Below are 21,745 nucleotides of genomic sequence, written 5' to 3'. Positions count from 1 at the left end.
TAAAAAGGAAAAACAGCCCGATCTTCTCGATCAGGCTGTCTCTATACGTTTCATAACCGTCTATCCACCCAATTTACGCCTGTGTCTTAAACCAAGCTGCCGCGGCTTCTGCCTCGGTACGAGTCAACTGATGACCCTGACGCTCCCAATGTGTGTTTACATCGGCACCTGCACCGCTCAGTAGCGAAGCAAGTTCCTCCGTTTCACGTCTTGGTACGATCGGATCGTTCTCGCCCGCACCAATGAACACAGGCAGACCTTTCAGATCCGGCAGTTCGAGTCCGCGCAGCGGTACCATCGGGTGATGCAGAATTGCACCTTTGAATACATCTGCTTGATGGAAGATCAAGCTTGCCGCAATGTTGGCCCCGTTAGAGTAACCCAGTGCATACACGCTGGACCGATCAAAACCGTATTCCACTGCAGCTGCATCGACAAAAGATCCCAACTCCGCCGTACGAGCAATCAGATCTTCTTCATCAAAAATGCCTTCGGCCAGGCGGCGGAAGAAACGGGGCATCCCGTTCTCCGACACATTACCCCGCACCCCAAGTATGCCAGCTCCTGGTGCGATCATCTCCGCCAGACCGATCAGATCATTCTCGGTTCCGCCTGTGCCATGAAGCAACAGGATTGTTGACGCATCCGGCTGAGCACCTGCTTTATAGATATGTTTCATTGTATTGGTTGTGGTCATGATTTGGACTCTCCTTTCCATTCACGTACTGCAATTCGTGGCAACAATTGTTCAATCTGCTCACGCTGTGGTTCATACCATTCAGGCAACATCAGTTTCTCACCCATGCTCTCTGCTGGTTCATCCCGTGCAAATCCCGGAGGATCCGTAGCCAGTTCGAACAGTATACCACCCGGCTCCCGGAAATACACAGCGTTGAAGTATTGACGGTCAATGACTGGCGTTGGATGATATCCGGATTGTTCAAGATCCTTTTGGATTTGTTCATGCTCCGTATAATCTTTCGCACGCCATGCAATATGGTGAACCGTTCCGGCTCCGCCAATCCCGCGTTGGATGCCTGTGGACTGAATATCGATGATCTGACCGATATCGCCACTTGCCTGAAGACGAAGGAGTCCGTTCTCTTCACCGACATGCTCCAGACCCAGTTTGCTCACCAAGACGTCCATGGTTTTCTCAGGAACGTGGCTGAACAATACGGCTCCGCCAAATCCTTTGATGGCATGCTCCGGTGTCACACCGTTGAAACTCCAGTTGCTTGGCTGACCGCCTTCACGCTCAACCAGTTCAAGCAACAGACCGCCTTTGTCGAAGAAACGAATGTACTGCTCACCAAATCTGGTTTTATTTTCATATGGAATGTCAAAGGAAGCAAGACGTTCTTTCCAGAAAGGCAGGCTTCCTACAGGAACCGCATATACGGTAACTCCCGTCTGACCGGAACCAATGACACCTCTTCTTGAATTTTGCTGTGGGAAAAAGGTAATGATTGTGCCCGGTGCACCCTGCTCGTTCCCGTAATACAAGTGATACACATCTGGTGCATCAAAGTTAATTGTTTTTTTCACCAGTCTGAGCGCCAACACACCTGCGTAAAAATCAACGTTTTTCTGTGCATCGTCAACAAAAGCTGTAATATGATGAATTCCTGAAGTTCTGAACATAATCTCCACTCCTTTGGTTTTAGTTGTATCATAGGTTGTTTTTGCTTCTTTTATTTGTTGTTTTTTGTTATTTATCTTTAATTTAAGATTCTTTAAATTTATATTAATCCATTGGACTTCAATATGCAAGCTTTTATTTTAAAATTAAGATTGAATACAAAAAACAGGCCCCGATCACTCCGGGAACCTGCTTAGCATTATAAAGATTGATTAGGTTGTTTCGTATTCCTCTATTACTTTTGTATTACTGCTTCTTAAACCAGTTTCATTCTTTTTGGTGGATTCACCAAATCCTTGTGCTCATATTCATCCTTGATATCTCCGACAATCTCTTCAAGGATATCCTCCATCGTAACCATACCTACCGTAGCACCTGCTTCGTTTTTCACGGTTGCAATGTGAACACGGCTCTGCTGCATCTGGATCAGTACATCCTTAATTGGAGAACGCTCGGAAAAACTCGGCGTATTGTGAACAAATGTCTCCATATTGAAATCTCTGCCCGCAGCCACACTCGTCAGCATTTCTTTTGTATTAATAAAGCCAACAAAATGAGCCTGATCCCCATTTGCAATGACAGGGTATCGCGTGTATTCATGTCGATTTAGCGTCTCAATGATCTGATCAATCGGCATTTCCTTATTCAGAGTAACAATTTTATCTCTTGGAATCATAATCTCCTGAAGCAGACGCTCATCAAAAGCAAAAATGTTTTTGAGATAGTCCAGCTCCGTCTGGTTGATCTCGCCACTCTCGTAGCTCTGTGCCATAATCAGCTTCAGCTCTTCTTCGGAGTGAACGGTATCATGCCCGGCAGGTTTTACACCAAATATGCCAAGCAACAGACGAGCAGCTCCATTCAGCGCGTAGATGAATGGATTCATGATTTTACCGAACCAGTACAGTGGTGGTGCCAGCAACAGCGTCATTCTCTCTGCAAATTGAATCGCCAGTGTTTTCGGTGCCAATTCACCAATAACCACGTGCAGGAACGTAATTATCGCCAGAGCAATACCATAGGAAAGCACGGTAGATAACGCCGCCGGCACTTCCATTCGTTCAAACAACGGATGCAGCATTTTCTCAACGGTAGGTTCACCCAAGGCTCCCAATACCAGCGCCGTGATGGTAATCCCCAATTGACATGCCGACAGATAATAATCCAGGTTGTGCGCCACTTTTTTGGCCAGTACTGCCTTTTTGTTCCCTTCAGAGATCAATTGATCGATTCGGGACATCCGTACTTTAAGAATTGCAAATTCGGCTCCAACGAAAAAGGCTGTCAGACCTATAAATACGGCTACTAAAAATAAATTCAAGGCTATTATTCCGTCCAATGATTTCCCTCAGGTTGAGGGATTCACCTCCAAGTAAAATTTATATTAAGGTTGCTCAGACCACTCCGATGACAGAATAACCTTCCGAACGCTGTTATCCCCAGATTTTTTAGATCCTTATATAAAAGGGGAAAATCCGGGGATAAAGGCGGACGCTTCGCTTCTTCAGTCTATTCTGTCCTCTCCGTTATCGCAAAAACATTTAAATTTAAAAAATTTCCGGGTAAGATTACGCCAGATCGCTTGCAGCTTCCTCAACCTGCGCGCCGCTCACTCGTTCCAGAAGAACTTGTTTGATGTGATAATTTTCGGTATCCACAACAGTCCAGACATAATCGCCGTGTTCTACCGTGTCGCCTTTTTCCACACCTACACCCTTCTGGTACTGAATCCATCCGGCCACGGTATCCATCTCTTCGTTTCCTTCAAAGCTAAGCCCGAACTGCCGCTCCACTTCATCCAAAAGTACCCGGCCATTAATGAGATATTGATTCTCTCCGGTCTCCTGAATATCGGCCACCTCATCGGCATCGAATTCATCGCGAATCTCACCAACTAGCTCCTCCAGAATATCCTCCATCGTAATGATACCCGAGGTACCGCCGTATTCATCCACGACCACGGCCATGTGTACACGTTCCTGCTGCATTTTAATCATCGCATCCTGGATACTTGTAACTTCGGAAACGAATGGGATCTCACGAACGAACTCGCTTAGTTGATATGATCTTGCGGCTACCATGTCAGGCAAAATCTTTTTCACATTCACAACGCCGATGATGCGATCCTTGTCCCCATCCTCGATGACAGGGTAACGTGAATAGTTATGTTCATCCAATATAGGAATAATATCGTCATAGGTCATATCCTGATCTAATGTCACCAGTTCTGTACGAGGTACCATGATGTCTTTGGCATCACGTTCGTCGAACACAAATACATTTTCCAGATATGAAAGCTTGGTCTTGTTGTTCTCGTCTCCTTCATAACTCTGGTTCATGATGATTTTGATCTCGTCCTCCGAGTAGGCTTGATCATGTTTGGCAGGCTTTACACCGAATCCTCGCAGAAGAACACGTGAGGTTCCATTAAGCGCCCAGATGAATGGGTACATGATTTTACCAAACCAATATAGAGGCGGCGAGAGTAATAACGTCAGTTTTTCCGAAAACTGAATCGCCAATGTTTTGGGTGCCATCTCACCAACAACCACATGCAAAAACGTGACGAGGATAAAGGCAATCGCATAGGAAGCAATGGATGAGATCGAAGCAGGTACGTCTAAATAATTGAATACCGGGTATAACAATCTCTCAACCGTCGGTTTTCCGAGTGCTCCCAGTCCTAGAGCAGTGACCGTGATACCGAGCTGACAGGCTGACAGATAATAATCCAGGTCCGAGACAACTTTTTTGGCGAGTACAGCCTTTTTATTGCCTTCCGCAACCAGTTGATCCACTCTTGATGTACGAATTTTGACTACAGCGAACTCCGATGCTACGAAAAATGCAGTCAATGCAATCAAGATAATAAGTAAAGCGATATTCAATATGGTAATTATGTCCAATGATTTCCCCGATTCTCAGGGATTCACCTCCAGAGATAGTTACAGCGTGATCCGTTAACTGTGTTAACCATTCATCAGCTGTTAGTCTTACAACAACGACGTCTGCCTTATATAAAATCGATTTCAATGATAATTTTTGTATAAGTCTTACGTTTGACCTTGTAAAATTACAAAACAGGAATTCAAGATGAAGTCAATGACTTGCAGAAACTTCTTCATTCAAATCGGGTTTACCCCTCATGCTGTCAATTGTTCCTCGCTTAACTCCACCTAGATTCGCCATTTGGACAATTTACAATATCGCCTACCCAATAGATATCCACCTCCCCTCTTACTCATTCCTGTTTCCGAAAAGTATACCATGTTTCCCGCTCAACCATCCAGTTGCACGTTATGGTTTGGAACAAGGTTACAGTATAATGTTCACAAATTAGTCTCTATGTATGTTACGTACTTTCTATAATATGATGGTTATTACCTCATAATGTGATAATCTTCACATGTTTAGTATAGTCCAATTTATAAAAATACTACCCTTTAGTTTAGAGCGTTAAACATGCGTGATCATCCTGATCCACTCCTAATTTGCGTCTTTCCCAAGGCTTTCTCGTATGGACGAGTCCGGCCGTTTACACAAGATACATCTGTATACGCAGCAAAGAGCCCGCAGGATGCAAATACCTTTTCGGTATAGATCTTTACGGGCTCTTGTATTTATTCTATACGAGTGCTTTGGCAGCAATGTCTGTCCGCTGATGTTTACCATCAAAACGGATACGCTCCGCCTGCGCATAGGCTTTGTTTCTAGCTTCGGCAATATTCGCACCAAGGCCAACTACGCCCAGGATCCGTCCACCATTTGTGACCCAGTCTCCCGCTTCACTACGCGCTGTACCTGCGTGGAATACCACAGCATCATCTACTTGGTCCAGTCCTTCAATGACTACACCTTTGGCATAAGGTCCCGGATATCCTCCTGAAGCAAGCACCACACATACTGCGGCTTCATCACTCCATTCAATCTCAATGTCAGCCAGCTTGCCATGAACGGTTGCCCAGAAGATATCGAACAAGTCACTCTTCAGACGTGGCAATACAACCTGTGTTTCCGGATCCCCAAAACGTGCATTGAACTCAATCGTTTTGGGTTTGCCATCCGGCGAGATCATCAACCCGGCAAACAATACGCCTTGGAATGGACGCCCCTCGGATACCATTGCCTTGGCCGTTGGTTTGATGATCGTCTCCACGGCTTCTTCAATAATGGATGCAGGGATATGTGGCAATGGTGAGTATGTACCCATACCGCCTGTGTTTGGCCCCTGGTCATTGTCGAATACAGGTTTGTGATCCTGTGCTGCGGCCATCGGACGAACCGTCTCTCCATCAACAAAGGCCAGAATGGACATTTCCTGCCCTGCGAGGAATTCCTCGATGATGACTTTGGCTCCCGCTTCACCAAATACCTTCTCCACCATGATGCTGCGCAGAGCCTGATCAGCCTCATCACGGGAATAAGCTACCGTCACACCTTTGCCCGCTGCCAGTCCATCTGCCTTAATGACAACCGGAATCGCTTGCTCATTCAGGTATGCTTGAGCCTGTTCGTAGTTGTCGAATTTCTCATAGGCTGCGGTTGGAATGTTGTACTTGTGCAGCAGGTCCTTCATGAACGTTTTACTTCCTTCGATCTCTGCTGCATTGCGACGAGGTCCGAATACCAGAATACCTGTCGAATCAAATGCATCCACGATCCCATCTGCCAGCGGATCATCCGGACCAATAACTACTAATCCCACTTTAAGCTCTACAGCAAGAGCCGTTAGTTTATCGAATTCATTTACCGCAATGGCATGACACTCAGCGAGCTGAGCAATACCCGCATTTCCCGGTGCACAGTGAATCTTGTCTACCTTTGGACTCTTCGCCAGCGCCCAGATGATTGCGTGCTCCCGGCCACCGCCGCCTACTACCAGAATATCCATTCGCTCTGTTCCCCCTCCGTGCATAACTGGATTTGTTACGCTACTGCGTATTGAACAACCTAAAAAATAGGGGGTGTACCATAAGTCATAAGTATGACTGGCGACACCCCTTATTTGAACCTTTTACGCTCTAGTGTTTGAAGTGACGAACGCCTGTGAAGACCATGGCAATTCCGTATTCATTGGCTACTTTGATGGATTCTTCATCTTTGATCGAACCGCCAGGTTGAATTACCGCTGTAATGCCGGCTTTTGCTGCCAGTTCCAGCGTATCACCCATTGGGAAAAACGCATCTGATGCCAGAATAGCGCCTTTTGCTTGCTCGCCAGCTTGCTCAATCGCAATTTTGGCTGCACCCACACGATTCATTTGTCCAGCGCCCACACCTACTGTCATGTCATTCGCAGCAAGTACAATCGCGTTGGATTTCACGTGTTTAACTACTTTCCAGCCAAACAACAGCTGTTTCAGTTCTTCTTCCGATGGCGCACGATCCGTAACCACGTTCAGCTCGCTCGCTTCAATGGAGTGAACATCAGACTGTTGCACGATCATGCCGCCGTCGATGGACGTAACCACGAATTGGCTCTCCCGTTTACGAGCAGCATTCAACTCACCTGTTTTGAGCAAACGAATGTTTTTCTTCTTCGTCAGGATATCGAGAGCCTCTTGTGTAAAGTCAGGAGCAAGCACGATTTCCAGGAAAATCTCGCTCAATTTAGATGCTGTATCGCTGTCGATAATGCGGTTCGCTGCCACAATGCCACCAAAGATAGACGTTGGATCTGCAGCATATGCCTTGCTGTAAGCTTCATAGATACTTGCGCCAATGCCCACGCCACATGGATTCATATGTTTAACCGCGACAACAGCCGGTTCTTCAAACTCTTTGACAATCTGCAATGCTGCGTTCGCATCGTTGATGTTATTGTAAGACAACTCTTTGCCATGCAATTGCTCGGCTGTTGTCAACGTATCTTGAGCAGCCAGCGGTTTGCGGTAGAATGCCGCTTGCTGGTGTGGATTTTCGCCGTAACGCAAATCCTGGAGTTTTTCGTAAGTAACCGTTAGACGCTCTGGCAACGGATCACCGTTCAGGTTGGAGAGATAGTCAGAAATAACTGCATCGTAAGCCGCTGTATGGCGGAACACTTTTGCCGCAAGCCGTTTGCGTGTTTCGAGAGTGGTATCTCCATTGCTGCGAACTTCTTCAAGCACCTTGCCGTAATCTGCTGTGTCAACAACGACACTAACAAAAGCATGGTTTTTGGCAGCAGAACGAAGCATGGTAGGACCACCAATATCGATGTTCTCGATCGCATCTTCGTACGTCACATCGGGTTTAGCAATAGTATCTTGGAAGGGGTACAGGTTCACGACAACAAGGTCGATATAATCCAGTCCGTTCTCTTCCATCTGGCGCTTATGCTCTTCGCTGTCACGAACAGCCAGCAACCCACCATGCACTGCCGGATGCAATGTTTTGACACGTCCGTCCATAATTTCCGGAAATCCGGTCACATCCGAAATTCCGATGACAGGTACGCCTTCCTTCGACAACAGGCTGCTTGTACCTCCTGTCGAAATAATCTCCACACCCATTTGCGACAGCTCGCGGCAAAAGTCCACGATGCCTGTTTTATCCCATACGCTGACCAGCGCTCTTTTGATACTCACAATATGCTCCTCCTTTAATGTCCCATGGCTTCGCGTTTCCTGACGAAACACAGCCGATTTATTTCCCGAGAAATATCACAAAATGCGTACCAATTTTCGACTTCTGTTATATAAGTGGTATCAAACCCGTTTGTTAACAGTGACGTGACGCCCATTCAATTGAACCAAACCTTGAGCGAACCAAGATACCACTTCGGGGTATAACTGCTGTTCGGCCGCATGAATGGAACGGCTGATTGACTCAGGCGTATCCTCTGGCAAAATGGGAACCGGATGCTGGGCAATAATCGGTCCAGTATCCATGCCTCCGTCCACAAAATGCACGGTCACACCCGTAACTTTCACACCGTATTCGATAGCCTGTCCAATCGCATCCTTGCCTGCAAATGCCGGCAGCAAGGACGGATGAATGTTAATCAACCGCCCAGCGTAACGATCCACCACAACCGAAGTCAGCAATCTCATATATCCCGCAAGAACGACCAAGTCGATCTTTTTGGATTCAAGCACTTCCACGATCTCTGCCTCATAAGCTTCACGGGAAGCATAATTTTTCGGAGTAAACAGATGACAATCCACGCCTGCATCCTGTGCCCGCTGCACAACACGTGCAGACGGTTTATCACACACGAGCAGATCCACGGATGCATTCAGCCCACCGTTTCGTACTGCATCAACCAATGACTGAAAGTTGGTCCCTTCACCCGAGGCAAATACAGCTATGCGGTAGTTCGCCATTAAACATCCGCTCCTGTGAAGGTTACTCGCGCATCTCCTTCAGTAACACGGCCAATGATGTACGCTTCTTCACCAGATGCTTTCAATTGTTGCAGTGCTTCCGTTGCATCTGCTTCATTAACGACCAGTACAAGCCCAACACCCATGTTAAATGTGGTGAACATGTCACGGTTCGAGACAGATCCCTTTTCCTGTAACAGGTTGAAGATCGGCAGGATCGGCCAAGAGCCGTAGTTAATATCCACATTCACGTTGCTCGGCAACATACGTGGGATATTCTCGATGAAGCCACCACCTGTAATGTGTGCCATGCCTTTTACTTTTACCTTTTCCAGCAGGGACAACAGGGGTTTAACATAGATTTTCGTAGGTTCCAACAGGGAATCCCCCAGCTTACCGCCCAGTTCCGCTACTTCATCATGCAGATCAAGTCCCGCATCTTCCAACAAAAGTCTGCGTACCAGCGAGAATCCGTTACTGTGTACACCGCTAGAGGCCAATCCAATCACAGTGTCGCCAGGGGCGATGGTTGTGCCGTTGATGATCTTTGCTTTGTCCACGATGCCCACCGTGAATCCGGCAATATCGTATTCGCCTTCACTGTACATGCCCGGCATCTCTGCCGTCTCGCCACCAATCAGCGCACAACCCGATTGATGACAGCCTTCAGCGATACCCGCAACAATAGCTTCGATCTTCTCCGGAATGACTTTGTCACATGCCAGATAGTCGAGGAAGAAGAGTGGTTCTGCACCCTGTACCACAATGTCGTTCACACACATGGCTACCGCGTCAATTCCGATGGTATCGTGACGGTCCATGGCAAATGCAATCTTCAGCTTGGTGCCTACGCCATCCGTACCCGATACAAGTACAGGCTCATCGTATTTATCTTTGTTCAAACCGAACAGGGCACCGAATCCACCCAGATCTGTCATCACTTCCGGACGGAAGGTACGCTTCACGTGTTTTTTCATCCGTTCAACCGCTTCATTACCTGCCGCGATATCGACGCCGGCCTTTTTATATGCTTCGGACACAACCATCACACCCTTCGTATCTTATAAAAATTGAACCAGCGTATTAACACGTACCTCTTCGATGACTGGACAACCTTTCGATTGCCGTTATCTCCAGCTTTTATCGTGTCTATGTTAAGTCCAACCTACCTATCCTTGCTCCATCTCTAACAGATGGTTTTGTACCAATTCAAACCCGGCTACGCCGAGCGTATTAAACTGACTATACTCTTCTATCGGGAGGTTACGAATGTACTCATCACCGCAGTATAAATGTCCGGCACACTGAAACACTTTCAGTTCTTCCTTTTCGGGCGTCAAAGGTGTGTTACCCACGATCCTCCACGATCCGTTTCGGATATTGGCCGGAGAAGTGAATATAACGTTGCTTCTACGGTTCCCATAAGAATAGAAGAGAAAATCGCCATCTTCCAACTTTTCGGTTTCGTCACGCTGAATGCTCATCACGCCGAACGAAAATGTCTTTTTAAAACGACCTTTAAGTGTGCATACCACCTGGCATACCGCAAATCGGCCATCCTTCATCGGAATCAAGAACACGTCACCTTCGTTATAACTCTTTCTCATCCGCATGCATTAACAGCTGCAACCGAATTTTTCTTCGCCGCCAAAGTCGAGGCGGGTTGGGTAATCATTATCAAAACATGCGAGGCAAAGCCCGCCCTTGGGATCATCCTGATTATCTCCCTGAATGGATGCAATCAGTCCATCGGGACTGAGGAACTCCAAGGAGTCCGCATTAATTTCACGACAGATTTCTTCCACCGACAGCTGTGAGGCGATCAATTCGCGGCTGTCCGGTGTATCAATGCCATAGAAACAAGGGTTTTTGAAAGGTGGCGATGTAATGCGTACATGAACTTCCGTTGCTCCTGCATCACGCAGCATGTTCACGATCCGCCGGGAGGTCGTTCCCCGTACGATGGAGTCGTCAATCATAACCACACGTTTGCCTTCCACAACGCGACGCACAGCGCTCAGCTTCATCTTCACGCCCTGCTCCCGCAATTCCTGGCTTGGCTGGATAAACGTACGTCCGGTGTATTTGTTCTTGATCATACCCATCTCATACGGAATACCTGTCTGTTCAGCATACCCAATCGCCGCCGAGATGCTGGAATCTGGTACCCCCGTAACCAAGTCCGCATCCACAAACGACTCAATCGCCATGCGGCTTCCCATCCGTTTACGGGCAGCATGTTGGTTCGCACCATTCATATCACTATCCGGACGAGCAAAATATATATATTCCATCGCACATAATGCCTTGCGGTGTTTGTGATGATCGAAGCGATCTTCATGCAGTCCATCTGCATCCAGCACAAGCAGTTCACCGGGTTCAATATCACGAATTAACTCTGCGCCAATTGTTTCCAGCGCACACGTCTCGGATGCAAACAGATACGCATCTCCGAGCTTACCCATCGTGAGCGGACGAAGTCCGTGTGGATCGGAAGCTACGAGCAGCTTGTCATTGGTCATGATCAGAAACGCATAACCGCCAACAATGCGCTGGAATGCCTCTTTTGCTGCTTCAACAAGCCCTTTGGAGGATCGTGCAATCAGATGCGCAATAACCTCGGTATCACTCGTTGTTTGGAAAATGGAACCGCTCTGCTCCAGCTCACGCCGGATCGTTGGTGCATTCACAATGTTTCCGTTGGTTGCTACTGCCAAATCGCCATCACGGTATTTGAATACCAGTGGCTGTGCGTTCGTCAGTTTACTGTCACCACTTGTTGAATAACGGACATGTCCAATGGAAATATCCCCGGTTAACGTCTGCATCAGATCTTTGGTGAACACTTCTTTCACCAGACCCATGCCGCGATGATAGTTAAACTGGCTGCCATCACTCACACACATGCCTGCACTTTCTTCGCCCCGATGTTGCAGCGCATGCAGTCCATAATAGGAGAGTGAAGCCGCGTCAGGGTGTCTGAACACCCCGAACACGCCACATTCTTCCTTCAATTTGTCGAGTCCTTCCTTGCCGGACCCTTCATTATAATAATCGCCTGTCCACAACGGTCCTGTCGTCAGTTCATGAGACATGGAATCGCATCCTCCCAGACCTGAGCCAAACCTCCTACAGGTTCGCTCACGGCTGATGTTCCGTTCAATTCAATCGTCAGGTTACTTCCTTCTACACGTCCAATCACAGCTACAGGTACACCGCGCTCACGTACAAATGCTTCAAGTTTACCCGCTTGCTCTGGCGTAGCCGACAACAAGATACGGGATTGACTCTCACTGAACAAGGCGTGATCTGCACGCAGTGCAGTCTCCACATTCACCTGAGCGCCTACGTTACCGCTAATACAAGACTCTGCGAGTGCTACAGCCAATCCGCCTTCAGACAAGTCATGTGCCGAGCGAACGAGACCGGATTGAATAGCTTCCAGCACCGTGCTGAGCAACGCTTTTTCCGTCTGCAAGTTCAGTTCTGGCGGACGGCCTTCAGTCTGACCATGAACCGCGTATTGCAGCTCGCTGCCGCCCAGTTCAGCTTTTGTTTCACCCAGGAGGATGATCACATCACCTTCGGATTTGAATGCTTGTGTCGTGATATGATCCGTATCATGAACGAGACCTACCATACCGACAACTGGCGTTGGATAGATGGAGCCTTTGGCGTTTTCGTTATACAGACTTACGTTACCACCGATTACCGGCGTATCCAGCACACGACAAGCTTCCGCCATACCGTCTACCGCTTTCTCCATTTGCCAGAAAATATCCGGCTTCTCCGGGTTACCAAAGTTTAGGTTGTCCGTGATCGCCAGCGGCTCAGCACCGGAACATACAATGTTACGCGCTGCTTCACTTACGGCGATCCGTCCACCAACTTCAGGATCAAGGTACACATAACGTCCATTACAGTCCGTTGTCATGGCGAGACCTTTGCGTGTGCCACGAATCGTAACTACAGCCGCATCCGAACCTGGACGAACAGCAGTGCTTGTACGCACCATGTAGTCGTATTGATCATAAATCCATTTTTTACTTGCTACTGTTGGTGAAGCCAGCACTTGTTTCAGCGCTCCGCCGAGATCCGACACTTCGTCGTAACGAAGCGTGTCGATAGAAGCACTTTGCTCGTAGTAGGCAGGTACAGATGAAGGTTTGTCATACACTGGACATTCGTCAACCAGTGCCGTTACCGGCATATCTCCGACCACTTCGCCGTGGTGGATCAATTTCAGACGGCCGTCATCCGTTACTTTACCAACTTTGGCACAGATTACGCCCCAACGTTCAAAGATTTCCATCGCCTGCGCCTCATCCTTCGGCTCAACAACGAACAACATCCGTTCTTGGGACTCAGACAACATCATCTCGTAAGGGGTCATGCCTTCTTCACGCTGTGGTACCTGATCCAGATACAGTTCCAGACCGTTACCCGCTTTACTTGCCATCTCTGCACTCGAACATGTCAGACCCGCAGCACCCATATCCTGAATTCCGAGCACGATGCCCGTGTCGATCAATTCCAGACAAGATTCCATCACCAGTTTCTCCATAAACGGGTCACCGACCTGAACCGCTGTCCGTTGGGACTCGGATTCTTCCGTCAGTTCAACCGATGCAAAGGTTGCTCCATGAATACCATCGCGGCCTGTCGGTGGCCCAACATAATAGACTGGGTTACCTACACCTTTAGCTACACCGCGCTGGATCTTGTCATGATCAATCAGACCCACACACATGGCGTTAACCAGCGGATTGCCTTCATAGCTCTCATCAAACATCACTTCGCCACCAACGGTAGGAATACCGATACAGTTACCGTATCCAGCAATACCCGCTACCACATGTTCGAACAAATATTTAACGCGATCACTCTCCAGCTTACCGAAACGCAGGGAGTTCAGTATTGCTACCGGTCTTGCACCCATGGAGAAAATATCACGGATAATGCCGCCCACACCTGTTGCCGCACCTTGATAAGGCTCAACCGCGGAAGGATGGTTATGGCTTTCAATTTTGAATACAACGGCCTGGTTATCACCGATATCCACGATACCGGCACCTTCACCAGGTCCCATCAGGACACGTGGTCCAGTGGTTGGGAAACGGCGCAGCAATGGCTTGGAGTTTTTATAAGCACAATGCTCAGACCACATTACACTGAACACACCAATTTCCGTGTAGTTTGGCTTGCGGCCCATGAACTCACAGATCAGCTCATACTCGCTGTCAGATACGCCCATTTGTGCGTAAAGTTTATGTTCTGCGACCTGTTCTGCTGTTGGTTCCTTAGCGGATAGCTGCTGCGTCATGCCGATCCCTCCATGCTTTCAAAATAGATGTAAACATACGTTTGCCGTCTTCCGAACCAAACAGTGAATCCACTGCACGCTCTGGATGCGGCATCATGCCGACCACGTTTCCAGCCTCGTTACAAACTCCTGCAATATCACCCAAGGAACCGTTAGGGTTGGTACCATACGTAAATACGATCTGGTTGTTCGCTTGCAGACTCGCGAGCGTCTCCTCGTCGCAATAATAGTTGCCTTCGCCGTGAGCAATCGGGATGATAATCTCTTCACCGGGTGCATAGTCACGTGTAAATGGTGTATCTGCATTCGCCACTTTCAATACCGTATCGTGACAACGGAATTTCAGGGAAGTATTACGAATCAATGCACCTGGAAGCAATCCCGCTTCCGTCAGGATCTGGAATCCGTTGCAAATACCCAAAATATATTTACCTTGTTCAGCAGCTTTCGCTACCTCGTTCATTACCGGTGCAAAGCGGGAAATTGCTCCGCAACGCAAGTAGTCACCATAAGAGAAACCACCCGGAACTAAAATACAATCATAAGCCGAAAGATCTGTAGCCGTGTGCCATACATAATCAACCTCTTGTCCAATCGCATCTTCCACTGCCTTGTAACAGTCGATGTCACAGTTGGAGCCAGGGAACACAAGAACTGCAAATTTCATGAGATTAACCCTCCAATTCGTAGCGGTAATCTTCAACAACGGTGTTGGCCAGCAGCTTTTCACACATGACTTTCAAACGTTTCTCCGCTTCCGCACGATCTGTTGTATCCAGGTTCAGTTCCATGACTTTACCGATCCGTACACTTTCCACTTCGTTGAATCCCATTGAATGCAGGGCTCCTTGAACAGCTACGCCTTGCGGGTCGAGTACGCTTTGCTTAATAGTGACATATACGGTTGCTTTGATCATGATCCTTATGTTCCTCCTCAGTAATGAACGGGATAAATGCTTTATGCTGTTAAAAAAGGGGTGTGGAGCTTGCTCCGGGGCGGATTGTTCTTTCCGGTCGCTTGTTGTCCCCAGGTTTTTGGATTGTTTTGGCCCGCTCTGCGGTCAAAACCCGGGGACAAAGGCGAACGCTTCGCTCCTTTAAGAACAATTCCGCCCCTCCGCTAGTCCATGCGACGTTTTTTAAAGGCCTAAACCTTTTACGTTGCACGGTGTGTAATGGTCTAGCCTGACCATTATGCTGGAAACAGTTAATGGTCTTTGAGTAACTTTAGTAACCAGTGAATTCAATTCTCGTAATCTTTCAGGCTTCCCATACCTGTGGGAAGCCATCGCTCTTCATTGCCTCACCCACCAGTTTGAACACTGGCGGAGGGAAAGATTTGAGCTAGAGAAGCGAAGCGTTCGCCTTTGCAACCGGAATGTTTCCTTTTGAAAAAAAGGATTCAATCAAAACATTCCGGGGGCAACAGCGATCGAAAGCCAAACTTTCCCGTAGCTCGCGCTCAAACGTTAGCTTCCTCAAACTTTCCCGTAGCTCGCGCTCAAACGTTAAACTTTATTATTTCGTTAAACGATTATAAATATCGACGTATCTTGCGGTTGTTGCTTCAACTACCTCTTGCGGGAGTGGATCAGGTTTGCTGTTCTTGTCCCAATCGGTTCCAGCTAGAAAGGTGCGCACTGGCTCTTTATCCATGCTGTCGATCTCGATGTCGAGTTCATAATTCTCTTTGGCCCAGAAGCGTGAAGCATCTGGGGTGAAGATTTCGTCAATCAGGATGACCTTGCCGTCCACGATGCCGAACTCGAATTTGCAGTCTGCCAGAATGATGCCACGCTGATCACAGTAATCACGGGCGAATTCGTACAGTCGCAGGCTTTTTTCCTGAAGCTCAACTGCGAGTGTGTCTCCCACCAGTTCTTTCATGCGATCCATTGGGATGTCTTCATCATGACCAACATCGTTTTTGGCTGCCGGGGTGAAAATGGGAACTTCGAGTTTGGCGTTCTTGCGAAGTCCGTCAGGCAGTTTAATGCCATTCACTTCACCGCTCGTCTCGTATTGTCTCCATCCACCACCAGTGATGTATCCACGCACAACACATTCAATATCAATGCGTTCTGCTTTGCGGGTTACCATGATGCGGTCTTTGAGCAATTCTGGGTCTGTGACGAGATCACCCAATTGATTCACATCGGTATGAACCACGTGATTCTCCATCATGCTGCCTGTCAGTTCAAACCAGAAACTGCTGAGTTTGTTCAGTACGTTTCCTTTCTCGGGAACTGCCGGGTCCAGCACGTAATCAAAAGCCGAGATTCGGTCAGTAACCACGATCAGAAAATGTTCACCCAGATCGTACAGTTCACGTACTTTTCCTTTATATAACAGAGGTGCTTTAACGAGATCTGCCGCAGTGGACAGTGCCATGGGCTCACCTTCTTTCAGGAGATGTAAAATATAAGTTCAATTCCCCTCATCACGCGGGCCACTCCGAATGCAGAACAACCTTTCGATCGCTGTTATTCCCGGATTTTTTAATCTTACTTTCAAAGGGTTAAAATCCGGGAATAAAGGCGAACACTTCGTTTCTCCAGGTTTTTTCTACCTTCTCCGTTCCAGCGTGAACACATAATCAACCTATACTTTAGTTAGAAAAACTTGTTCCAAGCTTGATAAAGGCGCAGCGTATGCTTCCGAAGTAGCTTTCTATCAGAAACGTTTAGGTTCGCTTCTTCAGCTTATTTCTGTCCTCTGCGTTCCCTGCAAAACCATCATTCTGCGCTATAGCCTTATGGGAGTTATATATTAGTCGTTCAAGCCGAGCTTTTTGAAGATGGTGTCTACGTGCTTCAAGTGCCATGACGGGTTGAACGCATCTGCGATTTCTTCCTCGTTCAGTACTTCCGTGATTTCCGGTGTGGATTTCACGATATCCTGGAACTGGCGTTGTTCTTCCCATGCTTGCATCGCACGTGGTTGAACCGTATCGTATGCTTGCTCGCGGCTGAAACCTTTGTCGATCAGCTTTGTCATGATGCGACCGGAGAATGGTACCCCGTAGGTGCGCTCCATGTTGCGTTTCATGTTTTCAGGGAAAACCGTCAGGTTCTTCACGATGTTGCCAAAACGGTTCAGCATGTAGTTCAGCAGCATCGTTGCATCCGGCAGAATGATACGTTCTACGGAAGAATGTGAGATGTCGCGTTCATGCCAGAGCGTTACGTTCTCGTATGCCGATACCATATGTCCGCGAATGACGCGGGACAAACCGGAGATGTTTTCACTACCAATTGGGTTACGCTTGTGCGGCATTGCGGAAGATCCTTTTTGACCTTTAGCAAAAGCTTCTTCCACTTCACGGAACTCACTCTTCTGCAGTGCACGTACCTCTGTAGCAAACTTGTCCAAGGACGTTGCGATCAACGCCAGTGTAGCCATATATTCTGCGTGACGGTCACGTTGCAATGTTTGAGTCGAGATCGGCGCTGGCTTTGTGCCCAGCTTCTCGCAGACAAACTCTTCAACAAACGGATCGATGTTCGCGTATGTTCCTACTGCGCCTGAGATTTTGCCGTATTGTACATTGTCTGCTGCATGACGGAAACGCTCCAGGTTCCGTTTCATCTCTTCATGCCACAACGCCATTTTCAGACCAAATGTTGTTGGCTCTGCATGTACCCCGTGCGTGCGTCCCATCATTGGTGTATGCTGATAAGCCAGTGCTTTTTCACGAAGAATTTCAATGAAATTCACGATATCCTTTTCCAGAATCTCATTCGCTTGACGCAGTACATAACCCAGAGCCGTATCCACGACATCTGTGGAAGTCAGTCCGTAGTGCACCCATTTCCGCTCCGCACCCAGACTTTCAGATACCGTACGTGTAAATGCGATAACGTCATGACGTGTTTCCTTTTCAATCTCATAGATGCGGTCGATGTCAAAAGATGCGTTCTGACGAAGCAATGCTGCTTCTTCCTTAGGGATTACACCCAGTTCGGCCCACGCCTCACATGCACAAATTTCAACTTCCAGCCACGATTGGAATTTGTTCTCTTCGGTCCAGATGGCTCTCATTTCGGGTCTGCTATAACGTTCAATCATGAATTTGTATTCCTCCAGAGGTTAGTTTGTTCAATCCATTGCAATCCTTCTTCAACATCCTGACAAAGCAGATTCACATGCCCCATCTTACGTCCTGTTTTCGCTTCGGTTTTACCATATATGTGAAGCTTGGGAATCACACCGAGTTCTATCGCTTCTGCATCAGGTTGCCCTGTTCTGGCGATAATGCCTTCCAGATGTTCTCCAAGCACATTGACCATAACGACCGGGCTCAATAACGAAGTGTCCCCAAGTGGTAATCCGCAGATCGCACGGATATGTTGTTCGAACTGAGAAGTGGCACAAGCTTCCATCGTATAGTGACCGGAATTATGCGGTCTTGGCGCCAGTTCGTTGACGTACAGTCTTCCATCCGCCGCCACAAACAGTTCCACAGCTAGCAACCCGACAGCCTTCATCGATTCTGCAACCACGGCTGCCAGCTTTTGCGCTTCAATCTGGATATCTGCAGCAACTCTAGCCGGTACAATGGAAGCATGCAAAATGTTATTCACATGAATGTTCTCCGCTGGCGGGAACGTTTTGATCTCCCCATTGGTACTGCGCGCAACAACGACCGAAATCTCGCATTCGAACTTGATGAATTGTTCCAGCACCAGTTCCGCACCTGTAGCGGCAAGCTCTTCGTAGGCAGCCACAGCCTCATTCGCTTCTCGAATTACACGCTGGCCTTTGCCATCGTAACCTCCAGTCACCGTCTTCAGTACACATGGCACGCCAAGTTCACTTACAGCAGCAAGCATCGTATCCGCACTCGTGATCTCACGATAAGGCGCGACTCTTACTCCAGCGGCTTCAATTGCACGTTTTTCACGTAATCGATGTTGTGTGGTGTACAATAACGCACTTCCTTGCGGAACGTAGGACTCACGTTCAAGCAGCCCAGCGACTTCTGCATCCACATTTTCGAATTCATACGTAATAACATCGCATTGCTGAGCCAGTTCAAGTGCAGCTTTGGCATCGTCATATCCTGCTTCAATCTGACGAGCAACTTGACCACAAGGTGCATCCGCAGCGGGATCAAGGGTGACAAATCGATACCCCATTGCCGTTCCTGCGAGCGTAATCATACGCCCGAGCTGTCCGCCTCCAAGAATGCCGATGGTTGTTTTCCCAGGCAGCAGGACATATTGTAGTTCTCCAGCAGTACCGGATTGATTCCCTATTCTACTCATAGTTCTTCACTGCTTTCGAGTACTTCTTGTTTGATACGCTCTCGGCGAGCTTCAGAGCGACGTTGGACATCCGGGTCAAAAGCTCCGATCATCTGAGCTGCCAGCAATCCGGCATTCGTTGCCCCTGCCTTGCCAATCGCTACAGTTGCGACGGGAATACCACCAGGCATCTGAACAATGGACAACAAGGAATCGAGACCGTTCAATGCTTTGGATTGAACCGGTACGCCAATGACTGGAAGCATCGTTTTGGAAGCGACCATACCGGGTAGATGTGCTGCCCCGCCTGCACCTGCAATGATCACCTTGAATCCTCGATCAATTGCTTGCTCTGCGTATTCAAACATCAAATCCGGTGTACGATGGGCGGAGACCACCTTTTTCTCATAACCAATCTCCAGCTCGTCCAGCACCTCGCACGCATGTTTCATCGTTTCCCAATCCGACTTGCTGCCCATAATTACAGCGACTTGCAGTGACATGAATACATCCAACTCCCGTCTGAGCTTTTTTGATTACATCAGGTATTAATGAATTCATTTTACGTGTGAAATGAAAAAATCCGCTACCCGCGAAAACATCACATTTTCTCCGGACACCGGACTCTAAGAAATACGTATCCCTCATTTGGGCATGCCAAAAGGGGGCTTGCTGTCCGCATCTGGTTGCATGCGACTCTCAGCCGTATCTCCTCGTAGTCCGGAAATTTACGGTTCCCGGGTAGATACTTCCGGGCCCTATTCCCGGCGTTATACGAGCAAATATCTATCAAACTATCTTCGTTCATTTTTGTAATCTCTTATTACATATTTCGTTCCTACTCGACCTTATTCTTACCTGATCGACACATCTAACATTCTAACAATCCCCTACAGCTAATGTCAACTTAAAGACGAACATTTAACATATTGACAAATATAATGTTCGGGAATTGCTTCTTTAAATTCGCTCAGCCATCCATTTCATCCCATAAAAGAAAGCCGGCTCCTCTTCAATCTCTCGAAGACAACCGGCTCCCTGCTTTTCAGTGCGTGCACACTTCATCCATTATTTTACGACAAGTACTGGAACCTGAGCATGCTGCACCACATTGTGACTGACACTACCCAGGACAAATTCCCGAATTCCACCAAGTCCGCGGCTACCAATAATAATGATATCAGAATCATTTTCTCTGGCAAAATCAAGCAACACTTCGGCTGCCGCCCCTTGAATCAGATCCACATTGGCCGTTACACCAGCAGCCTGAATTCGTTCTTTCGCTTCATCTGTCGTTTGCACCGCCAGATTGTAGTAGTCATTATTAAGTGAAGGTGGCAGTGGCGCCAACCCCTCACCGATGAATACACGCGGGAAATCAAAAGCATGAATGACATCCAGTACAGCATTCGGGGACACTTTGGCTAGCTCAATTGCACGATCAAGTGCTTTATTTGAAGCTTTGGAACCATCATAAGCCACTAATATTTTAGAAAATAACATGTGAATCCCGTCCCTTCCTTTATATGTAGAGCACGCGAAGCAAGCTTCGGTCTAACATCCAATAAACTAACATAGCATATAACTTCTTAAACGTTCTGGAGCCACAATGAACCATTTATACGAAAGAATTTACATATGAAACCTATGAACGATTACGCGTGTGTTTCAAGTGTTCATTGAATAAAGTAACCATAGATTACCGCATTCAGGAACAACAACAACGGAATGCCAATAGTGAAGCTGGGATGTTTGGTCTTATGCCTTTTCCGATACATCGCGATCCAGACTCCCAAAGCACCGCCAATAAACGCAAGCAAGAATAACGTTCGTTCAGGTGTACGGTCACGACGCTGTTGTGCACGCCTCTTATCATCCGACATCACCAGATAACCAACTACATTAATAAATAAAAACCACAATATAAGTCCGGTTTGCATATACTTCTAGCGATCCCCCTGTCCCGGGACATCTCCCTGTCTCCATTATAGTCCTCATCAGAGACATGTTCAACGCACCAGGTAGGGAACCGCAAATTTGTGTAAAATGCTACATCGCTCTGACCTAGGACTCCTGTTTTGGAATACTGTTCAGACTTGGTGCTCTTTTGGCTGCTTTGTCCGGGCGCACAGCGATACTCTCTTCCCGAATACTGTCTTTGTTTTGCTGGTTATGGATTTTCTCTGGTTTGTTATGCGGCATATAGGTATCACCTCCTTGGCTTACG

General features: G+C 47.7%; 20 protein-coding genes and 1 riboswitch. All 20 genes read right to left on the bottom strand.

Features of this window, described 5'->3' with window-relative positions:
- Nucleotides 1-73 precede the first annotated feature (73 nt).
- Nucleotides 74-679: an alpha/beta hydrolase gene (locus MHB85_RS03745; RefSeq protein WP_192136116.1), complete on the bottom strand. Its 606-nt coding sequence runs from the start codon at nucleotides 677-679 to the stop codon at nucleotides 74-76.
- A gap of 14 nt (nucleotides 680-693) precedes the next feature.
- Nucleotides 694-1,644: a ring-cleaving dioxygenase gene (locus MHB85_RS03740; RefSeq protein ID WP_445739027.1), complete on the bottom strand. Its 951-nt coding sequence runs from the start codon at nucleotides 1,642-1,644 to the stop codon at nucleotides 694-696.
- A 254-nt stretch (nucleotides 1,645-1,898) separates the two neighbouring features.
- Nucleotides 1,899-2,981, bottom strand: coding sequence for a hemolysin family protein (locus MHB85_RS03735; protein ID WP_036606063.1), 1,083 nt, complete (start codon nucleotides 2,979-2,981; stop codon nucleotides 1,899-1,901).
- 229 nt (nucleotides 2,982-3,210) lie between these two features.
- A complete protein-coding gene (locus MHB85_RS03730) occupies nucleotides 3,211-4,548 on the bottom strand; it encodes a hemolysin family protein (protein WP_341072398.1) in 1,338 nt (445 codons plus the stop codon).
- Between the two features lie 719 nt (nucleotides 4,549-5,267).
- Nucleotides 5,268-6,533 carry a phosphoribosylamine--glycine ligase gene (gene purD, locus MHB85_RS03725; protein WP_341072396.1) on the bottom strand — a complete coding sequence of 422 codons (1,266 nt, stop codon included), beginning with the start codon at nucleotides 6,531-6,533 and terminating at the stop codon, nucleotides 5,268-5,270.
- A gap of 130 nt (nucleotides 6,534-6,663) precedes the next feature.
- Complete coding sequence (purH, locus tag MHB85_RS03720) at nucleotides 6,664-8,211, bottom strand: bifunctional phosphoribosylaminoimidazolecarboxamide formyltransferase/IMP cyclohydrolase (RefSeq protein ID WP_105602027.1); 1,548 nt, start codon at nucleotides 8,209-8,211, stop codon at nucleotides 6,664-6,666.
- Nucleotides 8,212-8,331: 120 nt separating this feature from the next.
- A complete protein-coding gene (purN, locus tag MHB85_RS03715) occupies nucleotides 8,332-8,949 on the bottom strand; it encodes a phosphoribosylglycinamide formyltransferase (RefSeq protein ID WP_192135970.1) in 618 nt (205 codons plus the stop codon).
- On the bottom strand, nucleotides 8,949-9,989 hold the full coding sequence (gene purM / locus MHB85_RS03710) for a phosphoribosylformylglycinamidine cyclo-ligase (protein WP_105602187.1): 1,041 nt from the start codon (nucleotides 9,987-9,989) through the stop codon (nucleotides 8,949-8,951). The genes purN and purM overlap by 1 nt, the downstream gene beginning before the upstream one ends.
- A gap of 129 nt (nucleotides 9,990-10,118) precedes the next feature.
- Nucleotides 10,119-10,556 carry an immunity 26/phosphotriesterase HocA family protein gene (locus MHB85_RS03705; RefSeq protein WP_192135967.1) on the bottom strand — a complete coding sequence of 146 codons (438 nt, stop codon included), beginning with the start codon at nucleotides 10,554-10,556 and terminating at the stop codon, nucleotides 10,119-10,121.
- A gap of 9 nt (nucleotides 10,557-10,565) precedes the next feature.
- Nucleotides 10,566-12,044 carry an amidophosphoribosyltransferase gene (gene purF / locus MHB85_RS03700; RefSeq protein ID WP_192135965.1) on the bottom strand — a complete coding sequence of 493 codons (1,479 nt, stop codon included), beginning with the start codon at nucleotides 12,042-12,044 and terminating at the stop codon, nucleotides 10,566-10,568.
- Nucleotides 12,029-14,272, bottom strand: coding sequence for a phosphoribosylformylglycinamidine synthase subunit PurL (gene purL / locus MHB85_RS03695; protein WP_036668395.1), 2,244 nt, complete (start codon nucleotides 14,270-14,272; stop codon nucleotides 12,029-12,031). The genes purF and purL overlap by 16 nt, the downstream gene beginning before the upstream one ends.
- Nucleotides 14,250-14,939, bottom strand: a complete 690-nt coding sequence (gene purQ / locus MHB85_RS03690; RefSeq protein ID WP_036606071.1) for a phosphoribosylformylglycinamidine synthase subunit PurQ — start codon at nucleotides 14,937-14,939, stop codon at nucleotides 14,250-14,252. The genes purL and purQ overlap by 23 nt, the downstream gene beginning before the upstream one ends.
- Before the next feature lie 4 nt (nucleotides 14,940-14,943).
- On the bottom strand, nucleotides 14,944-15,189 hold the full coding sequence (purS, locus tag MHB85_RS03685; RefSeq protein WP_017690695.1) for a phosphoribosylformylglycinamidine synthase subunit PurS: 246 nt from the start codon (nucleotides 15,187-15,189) through the stop codon (nucleotides 14,944-14,946).
- 601 nt (nucleotides 15,190-15,790) lie between these two features.
- Nucleotides 15,791-16,663: a phosphoribosylaminoimidazolesuccinocarboxamide synthase gene (locus MHB85_RS03680; RefSeq protein ID WP_192135963.1), complete on the bottom strand. Its 873-nt coding sequence runs from the start codon at nucleotides 16,661-16,663 to the stop codon at nucleotides 15,791-15,793.
- Between the two features lie 378 nt (nucleotides 16,664-17,041).
- Nucleotides 17,042-18,340 (bottom strand): adenylosuccinate lyase, encoded by a 1,299-nt coding sequence (purB, locus tag MHB85_RS03675; protein ID WP_036668399.1) that lies wholly within the window; start codon nucleotides 18,338-18,340, stop codon nucleotides 17,042-17,044.
- A complete protein-coding gene (gene purK, locus MHB85_RS03670; RefSeq protein ID WP_244661136.1) occupies nucleotides 18,337-19,539 on the bottom strand; it encodes a 5-(carboxyamino)imidazole ribonucleotide synthase in 1,203 nt (400 codons plus the stop codon). The genes purB and purK overlap by 4 nt, the downstream gene beginning before the upstream one ends.
- Nucleotides 19,536-20,021, bottom strand: coding sequence for a 5-(carboxyamino)imidazole ribonucleotide mutase (purE, locus tag MHB85_RS03665; RefSeq protein WP_105602018.1), 486 nt, complete (start codon nucleotides 20,019-20,021; stop codon nucleotides 19,536-19,538). The genes purK and purE overlap by 4 nt, the downstream gene beginning before the upstream one ends.
- A 193-nt stretch (nucleotides 20,022-20,214) precedes the next feature.
- Nucleotides 20,215-20,316, bottom strand: a riboswitch (purine riboswitch).
- 270 nt (nucleotides 20,317-20,586) lie between these two features.
- Nucleotides 20,587-21,021, bottom strand: a complete 435-nt coding sequence (locus tag MHB85_RS03660) for a universal stress protein (protein ID WP_192135961.1) — start codon at nucleotides 21,019-21,021, stop codon at nucleotides 20,587-20,589.
- 173 nt (nucleotides 21,022-21,194) lie between these two features.
- Nucleotides 21,195-21,458, bottom strand: a complete 264-nt coding sequence (locus MHB85_RS03655; RefSeq protein WP_017690702.1) for a DUF1294 domain-containing protein — start codon at nucleotides 21,456-21,458, stop codon at nucleotides 21,195-21,197.
- 124 nt (nucleotides 21,459-21,582) lie between these two features.
- Entirely contained in the window at nucleotides 21,583-21,720 is a 138-nt protein-coding gene (locus MHB85_RS03650) for a hypothetical protein (protein ID WP_192135959.1), read from the bottom strand.
- Nucleotides 21,721-21,745: the final 25 nt, after the last annotated feature.

This window comes from Paenibacillus sp. FSL K6-4396 (assembly GCF_038002525.1).
Classification (GTDB): Bacteria; Bacillota; Bacilli; order Paenibacillales; family Paenibacillaceae; genus Paenibacillus; species Paenibacillus amylolyticus_B.
The sequence above is the reverse complement of the archived record's forward strand: the minus strand, read 5'-3'. Positions and strand labels throughout refer to the sequence as shown.

What these genes read in the sequence shown, in the direction of transcription:
- MHB85_RS03745 (WP_192136116.1), bottom strand. Translation starts at nt 679, where the DNA reads ATGAAACATATCTATAAAGCAGGTGCTCAGCCGGATGCGTCAACAATC.
- MHB85_RS03740 (WP_445739027.1), bottom strand. Translation starts at nt 1,644, where the DNA reads ATGTTCAGAACTTCAGGAATTCATCATATTACAGCTTTTGTTGACGAT.
- purD (WP_341072396.1), bottom strand. Translation starts at nt 6,533, where the DNA reads ATGGATATTCTGGTAGTAGGCGGCGGTGGCCGGGAGCACGCAATCATC.
- purN (WP_192135970.1), bottom strand. Translation starts at nt 8,949, where the DNA reads ATGGCGAACTACCGCATAGCTGTATTTGCCTCGGGTGAAGGGACCAAC.
- MHB85_RS03705 (WP_192135967.1), bottom strand. Translation starts at nt 10,556, where the DNA reads ATGAGAAAGAGTTATAACGAAGGTGACGTGTTCTTGATTCCGATGAAG.
- purF (WP_192135965.1), bottom strand. Translation starts at nt 12,044, where the DNA reads ATGTCTCATGAACTGACGACAGGACCGTTGTGGACAGGCGATTATTAT.
- purL (WP_036668395.1), bottom strand. Translation starts at nt 14,272, where the DNA reads ATGACGCAGCAGCTATCCGCTAAGGAACCAACAGCAGAACAGGTCGCA.
- purQ (WP_036606071.1), bottom strand. Translation starts at nt 14,939, where the DNA reads ATGAAATTTGCAGTTCTTGTGTTCCCTGGCTCCAACTGTGACATCGAC.
- purS (WP_017690695.1), bottom strand. Translation starts at nt 15,189, where the DNA reads ATGATCAAAGCAACCGTATATGTCACTATTAAGCAAAGCGTACTCGAC.
- MHB85_RS03680 (WP_192135963.1), bottom strand. Translation starts at nt 16,663, where the DNA reads ATGGCACTGTCCACTGCGGCAGATCTCGTTAAAGCACCTCTGTTATAT.
- purB (WP_036668399.1), bottom strand. Translation starts at nt 18,340, where the DNA reads ATGATTGAACGTTATAGCAGACCCGAAATGAGAGCCATCTGGACCGAA.
- purK (WP_244661136.1), bottom strand. Translation starts at nt 19,539, where the DNA reads ATGAGTAGAATAGGGAATCAATCCGGTACTGCTGGAGAACTACAATAT.
- purE (WP_105602018.1), bottom strand. Translation starts at nt 20,021, where the DNA reads ATGTCACTGCAAGTCGCTGTAATTATGGGCAGCAAGTCGGATTGGGAA.
- MHB85_RS03660 (WP_192135961.1), bottom strand. Translation starts at nt 21,021, where the DNA reads ATGTTATTTTCTAAAATATTAGTGGCTTATGATGGTTCCAAAGCTTCA.
- MHB85_RS03655 (WP_017690702.1), bottom strand. Translation starts at nt 21,458, where the DNA reads ATGCAAACCGGACTTATATTGTGGTTTTTATTTATTAATGTAGTTGGT.
- MHB85_RS03650 (WP_192135959.1), bottom strand. Translation starts at nt 21,720, where the DNA reads ATGCCGCATAACAAACCAGAGAAAATCCATAACCAGCAAAACAAAGAC.